We start from the raw sequence: 17,540 nt of genomic DNA on the forward strand, positions 1-17,540 counted from the left end.
GTTGAACGTCTTGAGTTTGAGATGTGTTTGGACTGGTGAGTGTGAGCGAAAAAAGAGATTACTACGAAGTGTTGGGTGTTTCACGCGATGCGGATGCACGTACCATTAAGCGCGCTTTTCTTAAAAAAGCACGTGAATTGCATCCCGATGTAAACAAAGCACCCGATGCGGAAGAGCGATTTAAAGAGGTAAACGAAGCTTACTCGGTGCTTTCTGACGAGCAACGTCGTTCCAATTATGATCGTTATGGTGATCCCAATGGTCCTGCTGGATTTGGCGGCGACTATGTAGACATGTCCGATATCTTCGGCGGCTTTGGTATGGACGACATTTTTTCGTCCTTCTTCGGCGGTTCAGCGGCAGGTGGACGTGGAGCACGCCAAGCGCGTACGCGCGGACGTGATATGGGAATCAGTCTCAAGATTTCGCTTGCTGAGGCTGCCTCTGGCTGCCGGAAGCGCATTGCTTACGACCGTCTTGCTCCTTGTGATGATTGTGGAGGCAGTGGCGTTGCCGAAGGGGGCAGCGTGGAAACCTGCCCGCGGTGCCATGGTACCGGTACGGTTGTAACGGTTCAGCGTACGATTCTTGGCCAAATGCAATCGAGAACCACGTGTCCAGAGTGCGGTGGTACCGGCCATGTTGTCACTCATCCATGCGAGACATGCTCAGGGCAGGGACGCACCCCTTCTCGCGAGACTATTGAGGTTGAGGTGCCCGCTGGCATTCATACTGGTCAAACTATTACGATTGCCGGTCGTGGTGAAGCCGGTGTGCGCGGTGAACGCTCAGGCGATCTTGTCGTAAGCATCATAGTTGAAGAGGATGAACGCTTTAAACGCCAAGGCGACGATCTTTTCTGTACGGCACGCATTGATGCTTTAGAAGCAATGATTGGAACAAGTATTGAAATAGAAGGCATTCTTAAGGACGAACGCGTTGAAGTCGATATTCCAGCAGGATGTCAGTATGGGCAGGAAATTAGAGTAGAGCGCTATGGTATGCCGCGGCAGAATAGCTCGGCTCGTGGCTCCCTTCATGTTGTGGTTGATGTTGTGATTCCGACTGACCTTACTGTCGCCCAACGTGAACTTGTGCAGGACCTTGTGAGAGAGCGCGCCGATGTTGCCTCACTTGTGGACGATGATCATCGTTCAAGCAAACGGCGTCCCCGCCGCAAGCCTCGCCCTCGTAAAGGTGGACGTAAGTGACTGAGCAGATAAGACCAAAAGTAGCCTTTATCAATCTTGGATGTCGTGTAAATCGCGTTGAGATCGACGGTATTGCTCAAGAGTTGGAGTCTGCTGGGTGTGAGCCGGTTGATGCTTCTGAGGCGGATCTTGTCGTCATTAATACCTGCGCTGTTACCGGTGAAGCGGAGGCAAAAGCTCGTAAGGCTGTTCGGCGCGCGGCATCACTTGCGAAGAAGCCTGTAGTTATTGCCACCGGTTGCGTTGTTACTCTTTTTGCTGATGAGCTTTCACGTCTTGCTGACAACGTGATTGTTGAGCCAAATAAGGCCAAGGTTGCCTCACGCGCTCTTGAGCTTTTGGGTTGGAATTGCACCTCTCAGGTTGCCTGGGAGTCGGGCGTCCTCACTCCAACCGGTAGAGTGAGACCAGGTATCAAAATCCAAGATGGTTGTGATAACCGTTGCACGTATTGCATTGTTTGGCGAGCACGTGGTGCTTCTCGGTCTGTTGCAGCTTCCGAAGTGGTGAGGCAGGTACAAAAAGAAATAGAGCACGGTGTGCAGGAAGTTGTACTTACCGGTATTAACCTTGGACGCTATGAAGACACCTCTGAGAAGTCCACAATACAATTGCCGGAGTTGCTCAAGATTCTGCTTGAAGACACCAGTATTGGTCGTATTCGACTTTCTTCAATTGAGCCACAGGATATAACCCCTGCGCTTCTCGATTGCATAGCAACATCTGAAGATCGTATCGCGCCTTTCCTGCATATTCCTCTTCAGTCCGGTTGTGAAGCTACTCTTCGTCGAATGGGGCGCGCTTGTTCAGCTGAACGTTATGAGCGAGTCGTTATGGATGCATATGAACGTATAGACGGATTGGCACTGGGTTGCGATCTCATCGTTGGTTTTCCTCAGGAATCCGATGAGGAATTCGAGGAGAGCATTTCGTTTTGTGAGCGTATGAGATTCAGCCGTATGCATGTATTTCGTTATTCGAAGCGCCCAGGCACTATTGCCGCCTCTATGTCAGGACAAATTGATCCCAAAATTTCGGCTGAGCGAGCACGTCGTGCACGTGAGCTTGCTGTACGACTTCGCCATGAAGCAGCTTTGGCGCGCGTTGGTCATGATGAACTGGTTTGCATTCAAACTCCTGGCCAAGGAGTTTCCGGTGGTCTTTTTGATGTTCAAGTATCACATGGAAAGGTTGGCCAACTTGTTTACGCCCACGTTAAGGGCTGTGCCGGCGATCTTCTCGATGCGCGTGAAGAGAAGGAAGACGGGGTATGATAGACAATAATGTCTCAGGGACGCCTGGTATGGAACAGCATGAGCGGGGGACTATGGAGCCTACACAAGTTCGCCTTACCATTCCTGATTCTGTGGATCTTACTGCGCTGATGGGTCCTGCAGATGCTTTGTTGCGGCGTATTGAGGCATCGTTTGACGCTATTGTTACGGTGCGAGGCAATCAGATTTCTTTGGTGGGCTCTGCTGATGAAGTTGATGCGTTAACGCAGGTATTTTCCCGTTTGGTGAGATTGGTTTCTGCAGGTGAGATGCCTACGGTGTCCGATGTGGATCTTCTTGTGGAGCAGGCAAGAGCAGGTGCTGCTCCTTCAGTGAGTCTGACCGATGATATTTTACTTACGTATCGCGGGCGCGCGGTGAGACCAAAAACCTCAGGACAAAAGCGCTATGTAGATGCAATTCGGCAAAACACCATTACTTTTGGAGTGGGTCCAGCTGGAACTGGTAAAACCTACTTGGCCATGGCTATGGCAGTTGCTGCGCTCAAACGGCGTGATGTTGGCCGTATTGTGCTCGCTCGTCCGGTGGTAGAGGCTGGTGAATCACTGGGCTTTTTACCGGGAACGCTTGAAGAGAAGCTCGATCCTTATGTTCGTCCTCTGTATGACGCCTTGTTTGATATGACGGATATGGAGCGTGCTAACGAACTGATTGAGCAGGGCGTTATTGAAATAGCTCCCCTTGCTTTTATGCGAGGGCGAACCTTTAACGATGCCTTTGTTATTCTTGACGAAGCGCAGAACACTACGCCTGAACAAATGAAGATGTTTTTGACTCGCTTGGGATTCTCTTCAAAATTTGTGGTTACTGGCGATGTTTCTCAACGCGATTTAAAGGGTACGAGTGGTTTAACACATGCTCGTGAAGTGCTTGAAGGAGTGAATGACATTGCGTTTGTCGACCTCGGTCGTACTGACGTGGTGCGTCACACACTCGTTGGCCGCATCGTAGACGCTTATGATGCGGCTGAGAAGCGAGGAGTTTGAAATGGACGTTGAGCTTGATTTCTTTTGCGCCGATGGTGTAACACCTGCTATAGATAACGAGGAAGCACAGCGTCTCATTCGCTTGGTTTTGGAAGACCGTAACGTAGAAAGAGACTGCATGGTTTCTCTTTCTTTTGTTTCGGATGACAGTATTGCTGAACTTAATGGAACGTGGCGCAATAATCCGCATCCGACTGACGTGCTTTCTTTTGAGATGGAGCATCCTTGGGATGAGGATTTAGCTCAAGATGAACCCTGTGAGCTTGGCGATATTGTTATTGCTCCTGACTTTGTTGCACATCAGGCCACTGAATTTGGAACAACAGAGGCGGATGAGACACGCCTCATGCTTGTTCATGGCATGTTGCATTTGCTTGGATTCGATCATATGAATGAATCTGATGCCTGTAAGATGCAGCAAATTGAAGATGCCATTCTTGCACGTATGGGTGGCGACGGAACGCTCACAGAAGCAATCCTTACGCGCCATCGGGGTGAAGAAGCATGATTCCTGGTTCCGATAAAGATCATCCTTCGTTCAGGCATAGCTTTGGATTTGCTATACAAGGCTTTCTTACGGCGCTGCGCACCGAACGCAATATACGAGTAATGCTTGGTGGGGGCGTTTTTGCGCTTGTCATGGGCTTTATTTTGCAGCTTGATCTTTTGAGCTGGGCTATCGTTCTCATTTGCTGCGGCATGGTTATTGCCGGTGAACTCATGAATACTGCTTTAGAAACAGTGGTAGACCTTGTGTCTCCAGAGTTTCATCCCTTGGCAGGCAGGGCGAAAGATATCGCTGCAGCTGCGGTGTGGACGCTTTCTATTGTCGCAGCTATTGTCGGCATTTTTGTGTTAATAAATGCAGTAATTAATTAAAAGGAATAGAACCATGGTTGCTCAAGATCAAGACGGCACATCAGGCACATTCAGAAGTGGCTTTGTGGCTTTGGTAGGAAGGCCCAATGTAGGGAAATCAACCTTACTCAATGCGTGTGCAGGTACAAAAATTGCTATTACAAGTTCTGTTGCTCAAACCACACGCCGTCGTATGAGAGCTGTTATCAATTCACAAAATGCTCAGCTCATCATTGTGGATACCCCTGGCTTGCATAAGCCAAAGGACGCTCTTGGTAAAGAACTGAATCGTGCCGCTTTAGGGGAACTGGCTGATGTGGATGTCGCCGCCATGTTGGTAGATGCTACAAAACCTGTTGGTCGTGGCGATGCGTGGGTAGCACAACATGTGGCGGCAAGCTCTGCGCCATATAAGCTTTTAGTTATTACGAAAGCGGACATTGCATCTCCTGAGGTGATAACAGAACAACTTGAAGCTGCGCGAAAACTTGCTCCCTTTGATGATGCGCTGGTTGTATCGGCCCAGGAGCGTTTCAATGTAGATACCTTTATTTCCATGGTGAGCGCTCATTTGCCAGAAGGACCGAAATGGTTCCCTGATGACATGGGCACTGATGCCACTGATGAAGACCTTGTTGCCGAGTTCATTCGCGAAAAGGCTTTTCGTAACCTTCGAGAGGAGATTCCGCATTCACTTGCAGTGAGATGCGATTCTATTTCTTGGGCTCGAGATGGACATGCTTCTATTTCAGCAACCATTCTTGTGGAGCGTGAAGGACAGCGTGGCATAGTTATTGGTCGCGGTGGATCGATGATTCGTCGCATTGGGACTGAAGCTCGTAAAGACCTCGAGCTTCTCTTCGATTGCTCCGTCTACCTGGATCTTGTTGTTCGTGTTCAACCTCAGTGGCGTCGTGATGCCAACGAAATCGCTCGCTTAGGATACGACGCGGGAGAGTAATGTGGCAGGAAGGCGTACTTGGCGTACGCGCGCAACGGTTTTGTCTCGCACGAAGCTCTCTGAGCAAGATCTCATTTTGACGCTTCTGTCCGAAGATGGCTGCGAAGTGCGTGCCGTAGCAAAAGGTGCACGCAAGCCTTCCGGAAAGTTAGCAGGTCGAGTTGAGTTATTTTGTGAGATAGACGTACTTCTTGCGCGCGGTCGCAATCTCGATATTGTTTCTGAAGCATCACTTCTGGATGCACGTTTGTTTCTTCGCCGTGATCCAGAGTATCTCTCTGCTGCTGAAACCATCTGTGAAATTGCTCGTTTAACGTGCTTTGCAGACACTCCTGATTCGTATTTATATCCCATCCTTACGCGAGCTCTTGCTGCGCTGGGGGAGGCTGGCGATGCCGCACATGTAATGCTCGTTGTATCAGCGTATGCGTTTAAAGTGCTTGCTCATGCAGGATGGTACCCTGAATTATCGGGATGTGTGATGTGCGGAGATGAACAAACAGAGCTCTTTTCTCCAGAGTCTGGTGGCGTTCTCTGCACGAGTTGTGGCCAAGAAATCGAAGGTGCTTTCAGCGTCTCTGACAACGAGATTCAATGGCTACAAGGGCTTATTAAGCTCACCTTTGATGATCTTTTGAGAGCAGAGATTGATGAAGCTTTAGCATATAGACTGGCTGTGCTGGTACACAGGTGGTCTGCTGTTCACCTTGAAGCCCGTTTGCGTGCTTTTGAGTTTTTGCTCGGCCTTTAATCCTCATGAGCTGTTCGGCATGCATCAACAAATGAGGTCCAAAGAGCAAAGTCTGTAGGAATAGTTTTCCACGTGTATTCTGGATGCCATTGCACACCCAAACAGAAACGTTCGGCGCCAACCTCAATAGCTTCTGGAATACCATCGGTAGCAACCGCTGTTATCTGTACGCCTTCTCCAAGCTCTGCTATGCAGCAGTGATGGCTTGAATTGGTTTGAATGAGATCTGCATTCCCTATGCAACGTGAGAGCAGAGTGTGAGGGGAGACTTCAACGGGATGTGCGGCGTCATGGAGAATCATCTGGTGGCGCCACAGGGCTGCATGAGGACGAGGTTTTAAGCTGGTCACATCCATGCAGAGCGTTCCCCCAAGAGCTACGTTGAGGATTTGGGCTCCTCGGCACGTAGCAAAAAGAGGCTTATGAGCGGCAAGCGTCCGCTTCACCAGTTCAATTTCAAAAACATCGCGTTTGGGGCATAGAAGCTCTTCATCATATGGTGTCGTATCGCCCCATATTGCAGGGTTAACATCTTGACCACCTGGAATTGCTACACCATCACAGAGCTCAATATATTCATCAAGCAAGCTCGTATCTTCATGGAGAGCCGCCATAATCGGGAGAGCGCCAGCGGCTATAAGTGCCTCAGAAAATGCTGAAGACATAGTTTCTTCATCAGCAAGTTGTTCGGGTATGGCAATGGTGGGTTTGAATGTTTGCCAACGCGGAGCAACAAGAATTTTTGGGCGATAATCGTCAAAATGAGGCATAACAATCCTTTAGATACTTCAGTGATGAATAGAAAAGGACATTTGAGTAGTGTGAAACTGCGTGGTTAATGCTCGTGACCTTTAATTGAATCAAGAAATTCACGCGCACGCTCACTGGAGGGATGTGAGAAAAACTCCTCTGGTTTACCAGTTTCTATAATGGCGCCGTCCGCCATGAAGACTACTCTGTCGGCAACGCGACGAGCGAAGTTCATCTCATGCGTTACTACGAGCATAGTCATACCGCCGCGCGCAAGCTCGACCATGACATCGAGCACTTCGTTAATCATCTCGGGATCCAAAGCACTGGTTGGCTCATCAAACATCATGGCTTTAGGATGCATAGCAAGTGATCGTGCGATAGCTGCGCGCTGCTGCTGGCCACCCGAAAGCTGTGCAGGCACTTTTTCCGCTTGTTCAGCAACACCAACGCGTGCAAGCAAGTCCATGGCGCGATCGCGTGCCTCTTGCTTTGGTACATGCAGTACCTCAACAGGGCCAAGCATGACATTTTCAACAATGCTCATGTGAGAGAACAGATTGAACTGCTGAAATACCATGCCCAATTCAGAACGCATATGGGCTAGTTCAGCACCCTCCTGAGGAAGAGGGGTTCCTTCAATAAGTATCTCGCCCGAGTCGATGGTCTCGAGACGGTTTACTGTACGACAAAGAGTTGATTTGCCTGAGCCAGACGGGCCAATGATAACGACTACCTCGCCCTTATCTATTGAGAGATTAATATCTTTGAGTACGTGTAAATCCCCAAAGTACTTATCGACATGACGGAGTTCGATAACGGGGGTCTTTTCGACCTTCTCGTTCTTTTCAGACATAGCTCCTCCGAGTCCCTGTTAACGAATAATTTTTGCGCCGGTCCGCTCAGATATATAGACGGCTGCTTTATTGATTGCAAAGTTAAGCAAAATATAGATAACCGCAGCAACAAGATAGACTGAAACGAGCGCATCATAGCTTGTTATAAGAACGCGTGCATTTTGCATAAGGTCGGGATAGCTCACAACATAGGCGACCGTTGTATCTTTTACTACTACCACAAGCTGTGCGATAAGTGAGGGGATGACATATCGAATAGCCTGCGGAAGTATGACCTTCATCATGGTCTTATGGCGTGAAAGGCCAAGCGAGACAGCGGCTTCGGTTTGACCTTTAGGTACTGCATTTACTCCAGCGCGAAATACCTCGGCAAGAACACCTGAGGCTGCGAGCGACACTGGAAGCGTCAGCATCCAAAATGCGGACAACTTAATACCATATTGAGGTACCACAAGGAAGAAAAAGTAAATAAGCAGAAGGCTCGGAACTCCGCGGAAAAAGTCGGTAATAATTCGACAAAGCATCGAGAGAGGCTTTATTTGACTCACTCTACCGAGCATGAGTAGCAAACCTAATACTAAAGCGATTGCTCCAGCGGTGAGTGCTGCTCTAGCTGTTCCAGCAAAGCCCTGAAGCAAGAAACGCCACGTAGGCCATCTCAAAAAAAGCGACCAATATTTGGGGGAGAGTTGTCCGGTGATATAGAACTGTCGAATAACAAGTGCAAAGAGGATAACAATTGCTATTGCAGAGAGGATAGTTCCAATAATTACCTTTTTACGAGTTTTAGGGCCAGGAGCTTCATATAGTGCATCGCGCATCGAGAGGCTTGCCCGAGATTTTGTACTCATCGGAGGATCCTCACCTTCTTGTCAAGACGGTTGCCGATAACGCTGATCACAAGAGCAGTGCCTACATAGCCGAGAGCTGCGATTAAAAAGGCAAGAATTCCGCCGGTTGCTCGCGTATTGACATATGAAACAACACCAGTGAGCTCCTGAGGGGAAAGTGGTACCTGTGAGCCAAGAGCTGTTGTAAGCATGACTGCAATAAGCAGGTTGGTCATAGGAAGAACGGTTGTGCGCAGTGCTTGTGGGATAACAATCTTACGAAGGATGCCGGTAAAGGTAAGTCCCAGGGAGCGCGCAGCCTCTATTTGACCAACACTGATGGTGTTAATGCCACTCATAAAGTTTTCTGATCCAAAGGCGGAGCCTAAGAGAACAGTTGTCACAATTACGCACATGCGCCAATCAAGCACGACGCGTAAGTATGGCAAGGCATATGCAATCAAAATGAGCAAAGCAACGCCAGGAATATTACGGAAAATTTGGACGTAAATATCTCCTGCTAAGCGCAATGGCTTAAAGGGAGAGACACGCATAATCGTAATACCTACTGCTAGCAACATCACAAACACAAAAGAAATGGCTGTGAGTTGCCAGGTGGTGAGAAGTCCTTCCAGATATTTCTCACCGTATGTGGAAAGAAGTTCAGAAAGTCCCATTGCACCTCCCTTTACATGAAAGAACCCATCCAGAGCCTTTTGAGCCACGCGACTCCGGATGGGCTAACTATAACGCTGTTTGTTGTGTTACAGGTTACGCGCCAATGGTTGGAGGCTCTGGAACATCTTCGATTCCTGCACGGTTGCCAATGCAGATCTCCCAAAGCTCTGCCCAAGTGCCATCATCTTCAATGCTTTGAAGCCATGTATTAACAAAAGCAACACCATCAGAGTTAAGCTGCATCCCGATGCCATAATTATCAACGGGGCCAAATTGGTCACCAGCAATACGATAGCGTCCAGGGTTGCGCGCCATGTTGCTTAACTGCATGGCAGTATCAATTACGTAAGCCTCTACGCGTCCTTGGGAAAGTGCACTGCGGGCTTCTTCGTCTGTTGCAAATTCCTGAACAATTGCATCAGGAGCATACTCTTCAAGAATGCCGGGGCCAGTAGATCCAGACTGTGCAGCTACTGTCTTGCCAGCAAGATCGTCTACCGAGTTGATATCGGTATTGTCGGCCATAACAAGGATCGATTGCTGGGAAGTGTAGTAAGGACCAGCAAAGGAGATAACCTTTTTACGGTCATCATTGATTGAATATGTTGCAAAAACACAATCTACCTGGTCGTTTTGCAAGACAGATTCACGTGTATTTGATGTTACCTGCGTAATTTCCTGTGCATTCTCATCGCCTAAAATATAACGAGTTAATAGCTGGGAAAGGCCTGCGTCAAACCCGCGAGTCTTGCCGTCCCCCTCATTGAGCAGTGAGAAAAGCATGGAAGTTTGTACGCCGCCAACGCGAAGCTTACCTGCCTCACGCACAGCGTTTGCCCATGTATTAGCCTGAATAGTGGCATCGTCGGCAACAGCGCCTTGGGAAATAAGGTCGTCATAAGCTTGGGTATCAAGGGCTACTTCCTCCGAAGCTTCAGTTTCTGCGCCATCGGTAGGGGCGCTTTCATCGCAGCCTGCCAAGCCCAAAGCAAGAGCGCTGGCTGCAACACCTAAAAAGCCTCGCCTGCTCATGGTGGGGAAGGTATGTACAGTACTCATTCAGTACTCCTTTCGTTCGTGCCAACGACAAGCACGGCTCTAAGATGCATTGTACGAAGATAAGCATCGTTATGATTTGCTTATTTTACCCTGAAAGGAATCTCCTATACGATTTCTATGATTTCATGAGGGACAGTAAAAAAACACGTGTGTCTCATGGATTTTTTGCGACAGTACAGAGATGGCGAGCTCTGTGGTAAACTTCATCGGGTTGGTACCTCGTACTTGGAGGCTTGCCGTCTGCCCGACGGTCTCCCAGTTTGAGGCGAATTTGAATGAAAGGTGGTTATCATGGCAGTTTCTAAGGAGCGTAAGGCTGAGCTTGTTGCCCAGTATGGTAAGGATGCTCAGGACTCCGGTTCTGCAAATGTCCAGGTTGCTCTTCTTACTGAGCGTATCAAAGGCCTCACCGAGCATATGAAGCTTCATCCAAAGGACTTCCACACCCGTCGTGGCCTGCTTATGCTCGTTGGTAAGCGTCGTCGTCTGCTCTCCTACATTAAGGCACGTAACATCGAGGAGTATCGTGCCCTTATTAAGAGCCTGAGCATTCGCGATAACATTCAGTAAATGGTTCTTTTGGAAGGGCGCCTGCGGGCGCCCTTCTTTGGTTTGCTCACCTGTTGTGTGAGTGGCGATTTCATTCGCCAAGACGGCCCGTCTGCAATGGGGCAGACGGAGATAAGGGAAAAGAAATGGCAAAAGTTACACACGAGTTCGACCTCTACGGAAAGCACTATGTCCTTGAAACAGGTGAACTCGCCAAGCAAGCAACCGGTGCTTGTCTTGTAAAATGCGGCGATTCTACTGTTCTTCTTACCGCAGTAGTTTCCAAGGAGCGTAAGGATTACGACTTCTTTCCTCTGACGGTAGATTTTATTGAGAAGATGTATGCCGTAGGGCGCATCCCGGGCGGCTATCTCAAGCGTGAGGCTCGTCCGTCTGAGAAGGCTACGCTCACAGCACGTATGATTGACCGTCCTCTGCGTCCGAGCTTCCCCGATGGTTTCCGCAATGAGGTTCAGGTTGTTGCAACCTCTCTCGTTGCTGATCAGGTCAATCCTGTCGATACTATCTGTGTAATGGCCGCTTCTGCTGCCCTTACCGTTGGCGGCGTTCCTTTTGAGGGCCCGCTTGCATGCGTGCGCATTGGTCGTAATAAGCAAACCGGCGAGTTTGTGGTCAACCCTACCTACGATGAGCGTGAAAACTCTGATCTTGATCTTGAGCTTGCAGGTTCCGCTGATTTTATTTCCATGTTAGAGGCGGGCGCAGAAGAAATTTCTGAGGAAGACATGCTTGCTGCCATGGCCTTTGGTCAGGAAGCAATTGCTGCTTTCTGCGAAGAGCAGAAGCATTTCTTCGCAAAAGTTGAAGAGGTAAATGGTCCTATTCAACAGCGTGAATATGTACTCGATGAGCCAATTGCTGAGGTACATGACCGTATTTTTGCTCACTATGATGAGATGTCTGCCGCTCTTAAAGATGCCGATAAACAAAGCCGTATTGGTAAGGTAGAGGAGCTCAAAGAAGCCATTCGTGCAGAATTCTCTGAGGAGGAGCAGGCAGAGTGGTCCCGTGCTATCGCAGTTGAACTCAAGGGGCTCGAGAAACACGCTATGCGCCTTATGGTTGTTGAGACTGGTGAGCGTGTGGATGGTCGTACGGCCACTGAGGTTCGTCCACTTATGGTAAAGCCTGATTATCTGCCTCGTGTTCATGGCTCCGGTTTGTTCCAGCGTGGACAGACACAGGTTCTTTCGATTTGTACGCTGGGCATGCTGAATGAATGGCAGCGCCTGGACACTATTGAGCCAGTTGAAGGCAAGCGCTATATCCACCATTACAACTTCCCGCCCTTCTGCACCGGTGAGACCGGTCGTATGGGTTCGCCAAAGCGCCGTGAGATTGGTCATGGCAATTTGGCAGAGCGCGCTCTGTTACCAGTTATTCCTTCCGAGGAAGATTTCCCTTACACCATTCGAGTTGTCTCTGAAGTAATGGAGTCCAACGGTTCTTCTTCTATGGCATCCACCTGCGGTTCTACGCTTGCTCTTATGGATGCTGGTGTTCCTATTAAGCGCCCGGTTTCCGGCGTTGCCATGGGTCTCATTCAGGAAGAAGGCAAGACGGTTGTCTTGACTGACATTCAGGGTCTTGAGGACTTCTTGGGTGATATGGACTTTAAGGTAACGGGCACCGAACGCGGTATTACTGCCATGCAGATGGACAATAAAGCCACTGGTTTGACGCCCGAGATTCTGACCCAGGCTCTGCATCAGGCACATGAGGGCCGTATGTTCATTCTTTCCAAGATGCTCGAAGCAATTCCAGAGTCTCGCTCTACGACGAAAGACTCTGCACCTCAGATTAAGACCATCACTATCCCAACAGATAAGATCAGTGATGTTATTGGCAAGGGTGGCAAGGTTATTCGTGGCATTCAGGAAGAGACTGGCGCTACCGTTGATATCCAAGAGGATGGCGTTGTTTTCGTAGCAGGAAATGCTGCTGCCTGTAAAGAAGCTTGCAACCGTATTAAAGTCATCGTCAAGGGCCCTGAGGTTGGTGAAGAATATACGGGACTTGTTGTCGAGATAAAGCCATTCGGTGCTTTTGTTCGTCTCATGCCGGGTAAAGATGGTTTGATTCACATTTCTCGTGTGGCACAGGGTCGAGTCGATAGAGTTGAGGATGTTCTCAACATTGGTGACGAGGTTAAAGTTCGCGTTATCGATGTCAATGAAGAGGGCAAGATCAGCCTTGATCGTCTCGATAAGCCAGTAGCACCGGAGAGCACACATCATCACGATCATGGTCACACCAAGGACGGACATAATCGCCGTCCTGGAGATCAAGGACGTAGACCTCGTCGCCGTCATCATGAGGCATAACAAGGTTTAGCAACTCCATGTAAGAATTGCTTTTACATGATTTAGTTGAGCCAGAATCCATAAGGGTTCTGGCTCTGTTTATATAAGTCATGCGAATGGGGTGTGTACCCTATGAAGCATCCAACATCTCTCCCGTGCTTGGGTAAAATAGATAAGCTTCTCTTTCTATGAATTGGTCGACGGTATGGTGCCGTCGTGATTTGTATAGATGGCTATCGAGTTTGAAAGGAGACCAATGGCGAGAAAAAAACCACCTCTCAAAATAATTCCGCTTGGCGGTTTGGACGGCATTGGTAAGAACATGACCGCCTTCGAATGCGGAAACGATATGCTGCTTGTTGATGCAGGTTTGATGTTTCCCGATGATGATCAGCCCGGAATCGATCTTGTCCTGCCTGACTACACATATGTCTTAGAGAACGAGGACAAGCTTCGTGGCATTATCATTACGCATGGTCATGAGGATCATACCGGTGCACTTCCGTATCTTCTGCAGGATTTAGTGCACAAAGTGCCAATCTATTCAAGCTCATTGACGCTTGGCTTTATCGAAGGAAAGCTCTCTGAGCATAGAATTCGTTCTCCAAAGCTCTGTGAGGTTAATGATGGCGCTCACCTTGATTTGGGTTGCTTTGGGGTCGATTTCTTCTCTATGACACACTCAATTCCAGGTGCTTTGGGCGTTTTCATTCGCACACCTCAGGGAACGGTATTACATACAGGAGACTTTAAGCTCGACCAGACCCCCATCGATGGGGTAACACCAGATTATCGCGCTATTAATCTCTTTGGTAGTCTGGGCGTAGACCTGCTGATGTCAGACTCAACCAATGCTACGCGTCCTGGGTTTACACAGTCTGAGGCTGCAGTAGGCGCTGCTCTACGTCACATTATTAAAAATGCGCAGGGCCGTGTTTTCGTTGCGTCTTTCTCGAGTCACATTCATCGTTTACAACAGGTGTGCGATTGTGCCACGGCATATGGGCGAAAGGTTGTGGTAACCGGTCGTTCCATGGTTACAAATACCAAAATTGCCCGTGAGCTAGGGTATTTACATGTGTCCAACGAAGACATCGTGGATGCTTTTGAGATTGACGATATTCCTGACGATAAAATCGTGGTTCTCTGTACAGGCAGCCAGGGTGAGCCGCTTTCTGCTCTTGCTCGTATGGCTAATGGAGAACACAAGTCGCTCACTATTACTGCTCGTGATACGGTCATTATTTCTGCAACTCCGGTACCAGGAAATGAAAAGTCAGTACAGGCCATTATCAATTCTCTCTCACGCATTGGATGCGATATCTACGACAAGAGCAATGCACTTGTTCATGTTTCAGGACATGGCAGCCAAGAAGAGCTCAAGCTCATGCTCGCTATGACCAATCCAACGTATTTCATGCCGGTACATGGCGAGGCAGTGCACCTGCGTGCGCACGCCAAGCTTGCGCAAGAAATGGGCATGAAAGAGGACCATATTTTTGTTGTTGATAACGGCGACACTCTTGAAATGCGTGGCGGAAAAGTACGTCGTGGTGAGCCGGTTGAATCAGGCATTGTTTATGTCGATGGCTTGAGAATTGGCGACACTGAACCAGCAGTCTTACGCGACCGTCAAAAGCTTGCACGAGATGGCATCGTTACCTGCGTTGTTACCGTGAGCAGCAGGGCGCGCAAAGTTGGTGAAATTGATATCTCTTGCCGTGGTGTCTCTTTTGCAAACGATGATGCGCTTATCTCTGATGCTTCAGATGCCGTTAAAGAGGCTATTGCGAACGTCTCTGGTTCCGGTGTGAGCGCTGATTCGCTCCGTAAAACAGTTCGCAATTGTCTCTCAAACTTCCTTTGGGGACAAACGCATACAAGACCAATGATTATCCCGGTTGTCATGGAGGTATAACCGGATGGCAGCAAAACGCACTTCAAATGCAGCACGATCAAAACAATCTAAAAACACAGGAGCGAAAGGCAGGGCAGCATCGGCAGGCCGTGCGGCCCGTCAATCGTATGCCACTGGTTTAAGCAACGATATTGCGGGAGTGCTGCTGGCGGTCATTGCTGTTGCAATGGGATTTGCCTTGGCATCGCCTACAGGAGCTCCGGTTACTCATGCGCTTGCACAGGGACTCTCTCTGGGTTTTGGTGCTGGTGCTGTTTTGGTGCCCGTGGCGCTGTTTGTCTTTGCGCTTACCTTCTTTGCCCCAACTGGTGGGTTTGTTTCAAGTAGGGTAGCGCTTGGCCTTGCCATCGTCGTAATGGCGGTGCTTGCTATGCTGTCTTGTCTTGTACCTTCAGCAGAGACGGCACCTAACATAGTGCTTTCTGAGTCAGTTGCCATGCATGCTGGAGGTTTTGTTGGCGGCGGTATCGCTTGGTTGCTTTTAACGTTGTTAGGCCGCCCTGTAACGCTGGTAGTCTTAGTTGGTCTTATCTTAACCGGTATTGTTGTATGCGGTTTTTCAGTGTCTGACGCTGTACTTCATTTCAAGCTTCGGCTGGAGGATGGCCGTGAGCGCAGGGCAGCTCAGCGTGAATTGCGAGAAATGCAGGATGCTGCCGATGAGGAAGAAGTGGTTCGCCAACCAGCTCGTCGTACTCGTCAGACGCAACAAGAGATGCCAACCAGTTTCTTAGGAGCGAGAAAAACTTCTGTTTTGCGGAGACCGTCTGAAACCGACAAGACGCGCGTTTTGGCTCATGACGATCGCCAAGATGAATCTGCTTCTTTGCCAGCTGACATTGAAGCTCAAGAGGAGAGTCAGATCTCTCCAGGAGAACAAATGCCTCTGGATAACGGGGCAGTGGTTCCAGCATTTTTGTCGAATCGAGTAGCTTCGTCAGCTTCTAATACAAAGGCTGAAAGCGCTCCGAAGGCTAAAAGGAAGACGAAGAAACAATCGGCTTCTTCTCAATCTCTGCCTCGGCCTGTACCGGCTAGCGCTCCTGAAGATGATTCTCTTCCGCCGGCTACTATGTTGCAGGTCAACCCTGATTCAGCGTCGAGCGCAGCTACATCAGAGCAACTAACAACAACTGCTCAAAAGCTCCAAGACACCCTTGAAGAATTTGGCCTTACAAGCCGTGTTGTTGGTTGGGTATCTGGTCCTTCAGTTACGACCTTTAAAATTGAAATGGGCGAAGGTGAGCGCGTAAATAAGATCACCAACCTACAGGATGACATTGCTCTTTCTCTTGCTGCTAAGTCGGTCCGAATCTTTGCTCCCATTCCTGGTACGTCTCTTGTAGGTATTGAGATTCCCAATGCTACAACACAGCCGGTATATCTGGGCGATGTCTTGCCATATGTTACGGGTGGACCCTTGGAGGCTGCGTTTGGACGTGACTCAGAAGGCAACCCTGTGGTTGTAGATATTGCAAGTCTGCCGCACTTGTTGGTGGCAGGTACTACTGGCTCAGGTAAATCGGTTCTGCTCAACAGTGTTGTTATGACCATGCTGATGAGGGCAACGCCTGAGGATCTGCGCCTTATTATGGTGGATCCTAAGCGTGTTGAATTTACCTTCTATGCTGGCTTGCCGCATCTTTATGTTCCTGTGGTAACCGAGCCACGACAAGCTGCCTCAGCATTGCAATGGAGCGTTACTGAGATGGAGAGGCGCCTTAAAGTGTTCGAGCACTATAAGGTGCGTGATATCCGGTCGTTTAACCACCAGCTTGAAGATGGCAAACTTGCGGATATGGAAAACCCTCCCAAGCATATGCCTTATTTTGTCATTGTCATCGACGAGTTATCCGACCTCATGATGGTTGCTGGCAAAGATGTTGAGGCTTCAATTGTGCGCATTGCACAGCTTGGACGTGCTGCTGGTATTCATCTTATTGTTGCCACGCAACGTCCTTCAGCAGATGTTGTGACAGGTCTTATCAAGGCAAATATCGACAACCGTGTTGCCCTCTCTGTTGATAACAGCCTCAACTCGCGTATTATTCTCGACCAAACAGGTGCTGAAAGGCTTTTGGGTAAGGGCGACATGCTCTATAAACTTCGTGGACGCCGTCCTCAGCGTGCTCAGGCATGTTATGTCTCTGAACGCGAGGTTGAGTCTGTTGTTGCTTATATAAAAGAGCGCCATGAGGCTGATTATCATGAGGATATCCTTTCTGCTGTAACCCCTGGCCATCCGGGTTCAACACATGAGGCTGCAGAGGATGATGACCCGCTGTTATGGGAGGCTGCACAAATAGTTGTGGACTCTCAGCTAGGTTCTACCTCTGGGCTCCAGCGACGGCTCAAGGTGGGGTACGCTAGAGCGGGCAGAATTATGGATATGCTCGAGCATAAGGGCATCGTGGGTCCTCCAGACGGCTCAAAGCCACGAGAGGTGCTTATCGATGCTGATGGATTGGAAGAACTTCGTGCCGCTGATGCGGCATATCGGGAGGTAGACTAGC

16 protein-coding genes are annotated in these 17,540 nt (G+C 49.2%); 11 read left to right on the plus strand and 5 right to left on the minus strand.

Annotation, left to right across the window (positions count from 1 at the left end; translation table 11 throughout):
* Positions 1 to 41: 41 nt before the first annotated feature.
* The 7 genes from dnaJ to recO are packed head-to-tail and all read left to right on the plus strand — an operon-like array spanning position 42 to position 6,062.
* Entirely contained in the window at positions 42 to 1,211 is a 1,170-nt protein-coding gene (gene dnaJ / locus ACQY6Y_RS07500) for a molecular chaperone DnaJ (RefSeq protein WP_428379694.1), read from the plus strand.
* Positions 1,208 to 2,485 (plus strand): MiaB/RimO family radical SAM methylthiotransferase, encoded by a 1,278-nt coding sequence (locus tag ACQY6Y_RS07505; RefSeq protein WP_428379696.1) that lies wholly within the window; start codon positions 1,208 to 1,210, stop codon positions 2,483 to 2,485. Before dnaJ ends, ACQY6Y_RS07505 begins: the two co-directional genes overlap by 4 nt.
* 53 nt (positions 2,486 to 2,538) lie before the next feature.
* Complete coding sequence (locus tag ACQY6Y_RS07510; protein ID WP_428379963.1) at positions 2,539 to 3,492, plus strand: PhoH family protein; 954 nt, start codon at positions 2,539 to 2,541, stop codon at positions 3,490 to 3,492.
* A gap of 1 nt (position 3,493) precedes the next feature.
* Complete coding sequence (gene ybeY, locus ACQY6Y_RS07515; protein WP_428379698.1) at positions 3,494 to 4,000, plus strand: rRNA maturation RNase YbeY; 507 nt, start codon at positions 3,494 to 3,496, stop codon at positions 3,998 to 4,000.
* Complete coding sequence (locus ACQY6Y_RS07520; protein ID WP_428379701.1) at positions 3,997 to 4,371, plus strand: diacylglycerol kinase family protein; 375 nt, start codon at positions 3,997 to 3,999, stop codon at positions 4,369 to 4,371. The genes ybeY and ACQY6Y_RS07520 overlap by 4 nt, the downstream gene beginning before the upstream one ends.
* Positions 4,372 to 4,384: 13 nt before the next feature.
* Positions 4,385 to 5,311: a GTPase Era gene (gene era, locus ACQY6Y_RS07525; protein ID WP_428379703.1), complete on the plus strand. Its 927-nt coding sequence runs from the start codon at positions 4,385 to 4,387 to the stop codon at positions 5,309 to 5,311.
* A gap of 1 nt (position 5,312) precedes the next feature.
* Positions 5,313 to 6,062 carry a DNA repair protein RecO gene (gene recO, locus ACQY6Y_RS07530; protein WP_428379705.1) on the plus strand — a complete coding sequence of 250 codons (750 nt, stop codon included), beginning with the start codon at positions 5,313 to 5,315 and terminating at the stop codon, positions 6,060 to 6,062.
* On the opposite strand, the gene ACQY6Y_RS07535 is transcribed toward recO, so the two are convergent.
* The 5 genes from ACQY6Y_RS07535 to ACQY6Y_RS07555 all read right to left on the minus strand — a co-directional run bounded on the left by ACQY6Y_RS07535 (position 6,059) and on the right by ACQY6Y_RS07555 (position 10,236).
* Positions 6,059 to 6,832 carry a gamma-glutamyl-gamma-aminobutyrate hydrolase family protein gene (locus ACQY6Y_RS07535; protein WP_428379707.1) on the minus strand — a complete coding sequence of 258 codons (774 nt, stop codon included), beginning with the start codon at positions 6,830 to 6,832 and terminating at the stop codon, positions 6,059 to 6,061. The two genes, recO and ACQY6Y_RS07535, sit on opposite strands and share 4 nt — an antisense overlap.
* Positions 6,833 to 6,897: 65 nt before the next feature.
* Positions 6,898 to 7,668 (minus strand): amino acid ABC transporter ATP-binding protein, encoded by a 771-nt coding sequence (locus ACQY6Y_RS07540; protein ID WP_428379709.1) that lies wholly within the window; start codon positions 7,666 to 7,668, stop codon positions 6,898 to 6,900.
* An 18-nt stretch (positions 7,669 to 7,686) separates the two neighbouring features.
* On the minus strand, positions 7,687 to 8,520 hold the full coding sequence (locus ACQY6Y_RS07545; protein WP_428379711.1) for an amino acid ABC transporter permease: 834 nt from the start codon (positions 8,518 to 8,520) through the stop codon (positions 7,687 to 7,689).
* Positions 8,517 to 9,176 (minus strand): amino acid ABC transporter permease, encoded by a 660-nt coding sequence (locus tag ACQY6Y_RS07550; protein ID WP_428379713.1) that lies wholly within the window; start codon positions 9,174 to 9,176, stop codon positions 8,517 to 8,519. Before ACQY6Y_RS07550 ends, ACQY6Y_RS07545 begins: the two co-directional genes overlap by 4 nt.
* Before the next feature lie 94 nt (positions 9,177 to 9,270).
* Positions 9,271 to 10,236: a glutamate ABC transporter substrate-binding protein gene (locus ACQY6Y_RS07555; RefSeq protein WP_428379715.1), complete on the minus strand. Its 966-nt coding sequence runs from the start codon at positions 10,234 to 10,236 to the stop codon at positions 9,271 to 9,273.
* Positions 10,237 to 10,527: 291 nt separating this feature from the next.
* Here ACQY6Y_RS07555 and rpsO point away from each other — a divergent pair, with 291 nt between their 5' ends.
* The 4 genes from rpsO (at position 10,528) to ACQY6Y_RS07575 (ending at position 17,539) form a co-directional block, all read left to right on the plus strand.
* Positions 10,528 to 10,806: a 30S ribosomal protein S15 gene (gene rpsO / locus ACQY6Y_RS07560; protein WP_428379717.1), complete on the plus strand. Its 279-nt coding sequence runs from the start codon at positions 10,528 to 10,530 to the stop codon at positions 10,804 to 10,806.
* 125 nt (positions 10,807 to 10,931) lie between these two features.
* On the plus strand, positions 10,932 to 13,130 hold the full coding sequence (locus tag ACQY6Y_RS07565) for a polyribonucleotide nucleotidyltransferase (protein WP_428379719.1): 2,199 nt from the start codon (positions 10,932 to 10,934) through the stop codon (positions 13,128 to 13,130).
* A 235-nt stretch (positions 13,131 to 13,365) separates the two neighbouring features.
* Complete coding sequence (locus tag ACQY6Y_RS07570) at positions 13,366 to 15,027, plus strand: ribonuclease J (RefSeq protein WP_428379721.1); 1,662 nt, start codon at positions 13,366 to 13,368, stop codon at positions 15,025 to 15,027.
* Positions 15,028 to 15,031: 4 nt separating this feature from the next.
* Positions 15,032 to 17,539: a DNA translocase FtsK 4TM domain-containing protein gene (locus tag ACQY6Y_RS07575; protein ID WP_428379723.1), complete on the plus strand. Its 2,508-nt coding sequence runs from the start codon at positions 15,032 to 15,034 to the stop codon at positions 17,537 to 17,539.
* Position 17,540 lies beyond the last annotated feature (1 nt).

Source organism: Olsenella sp. Marseille-QA0557 (assembly GCF_965119725.1).
In the GTDB taxonomy this organism is placed as follows: Bacteria; Actinomycetota; Coriobacteriia; order Coriobacteriales; family Atopobiaceae; genus Coprovicinus; species Coprovicinus avistercoris.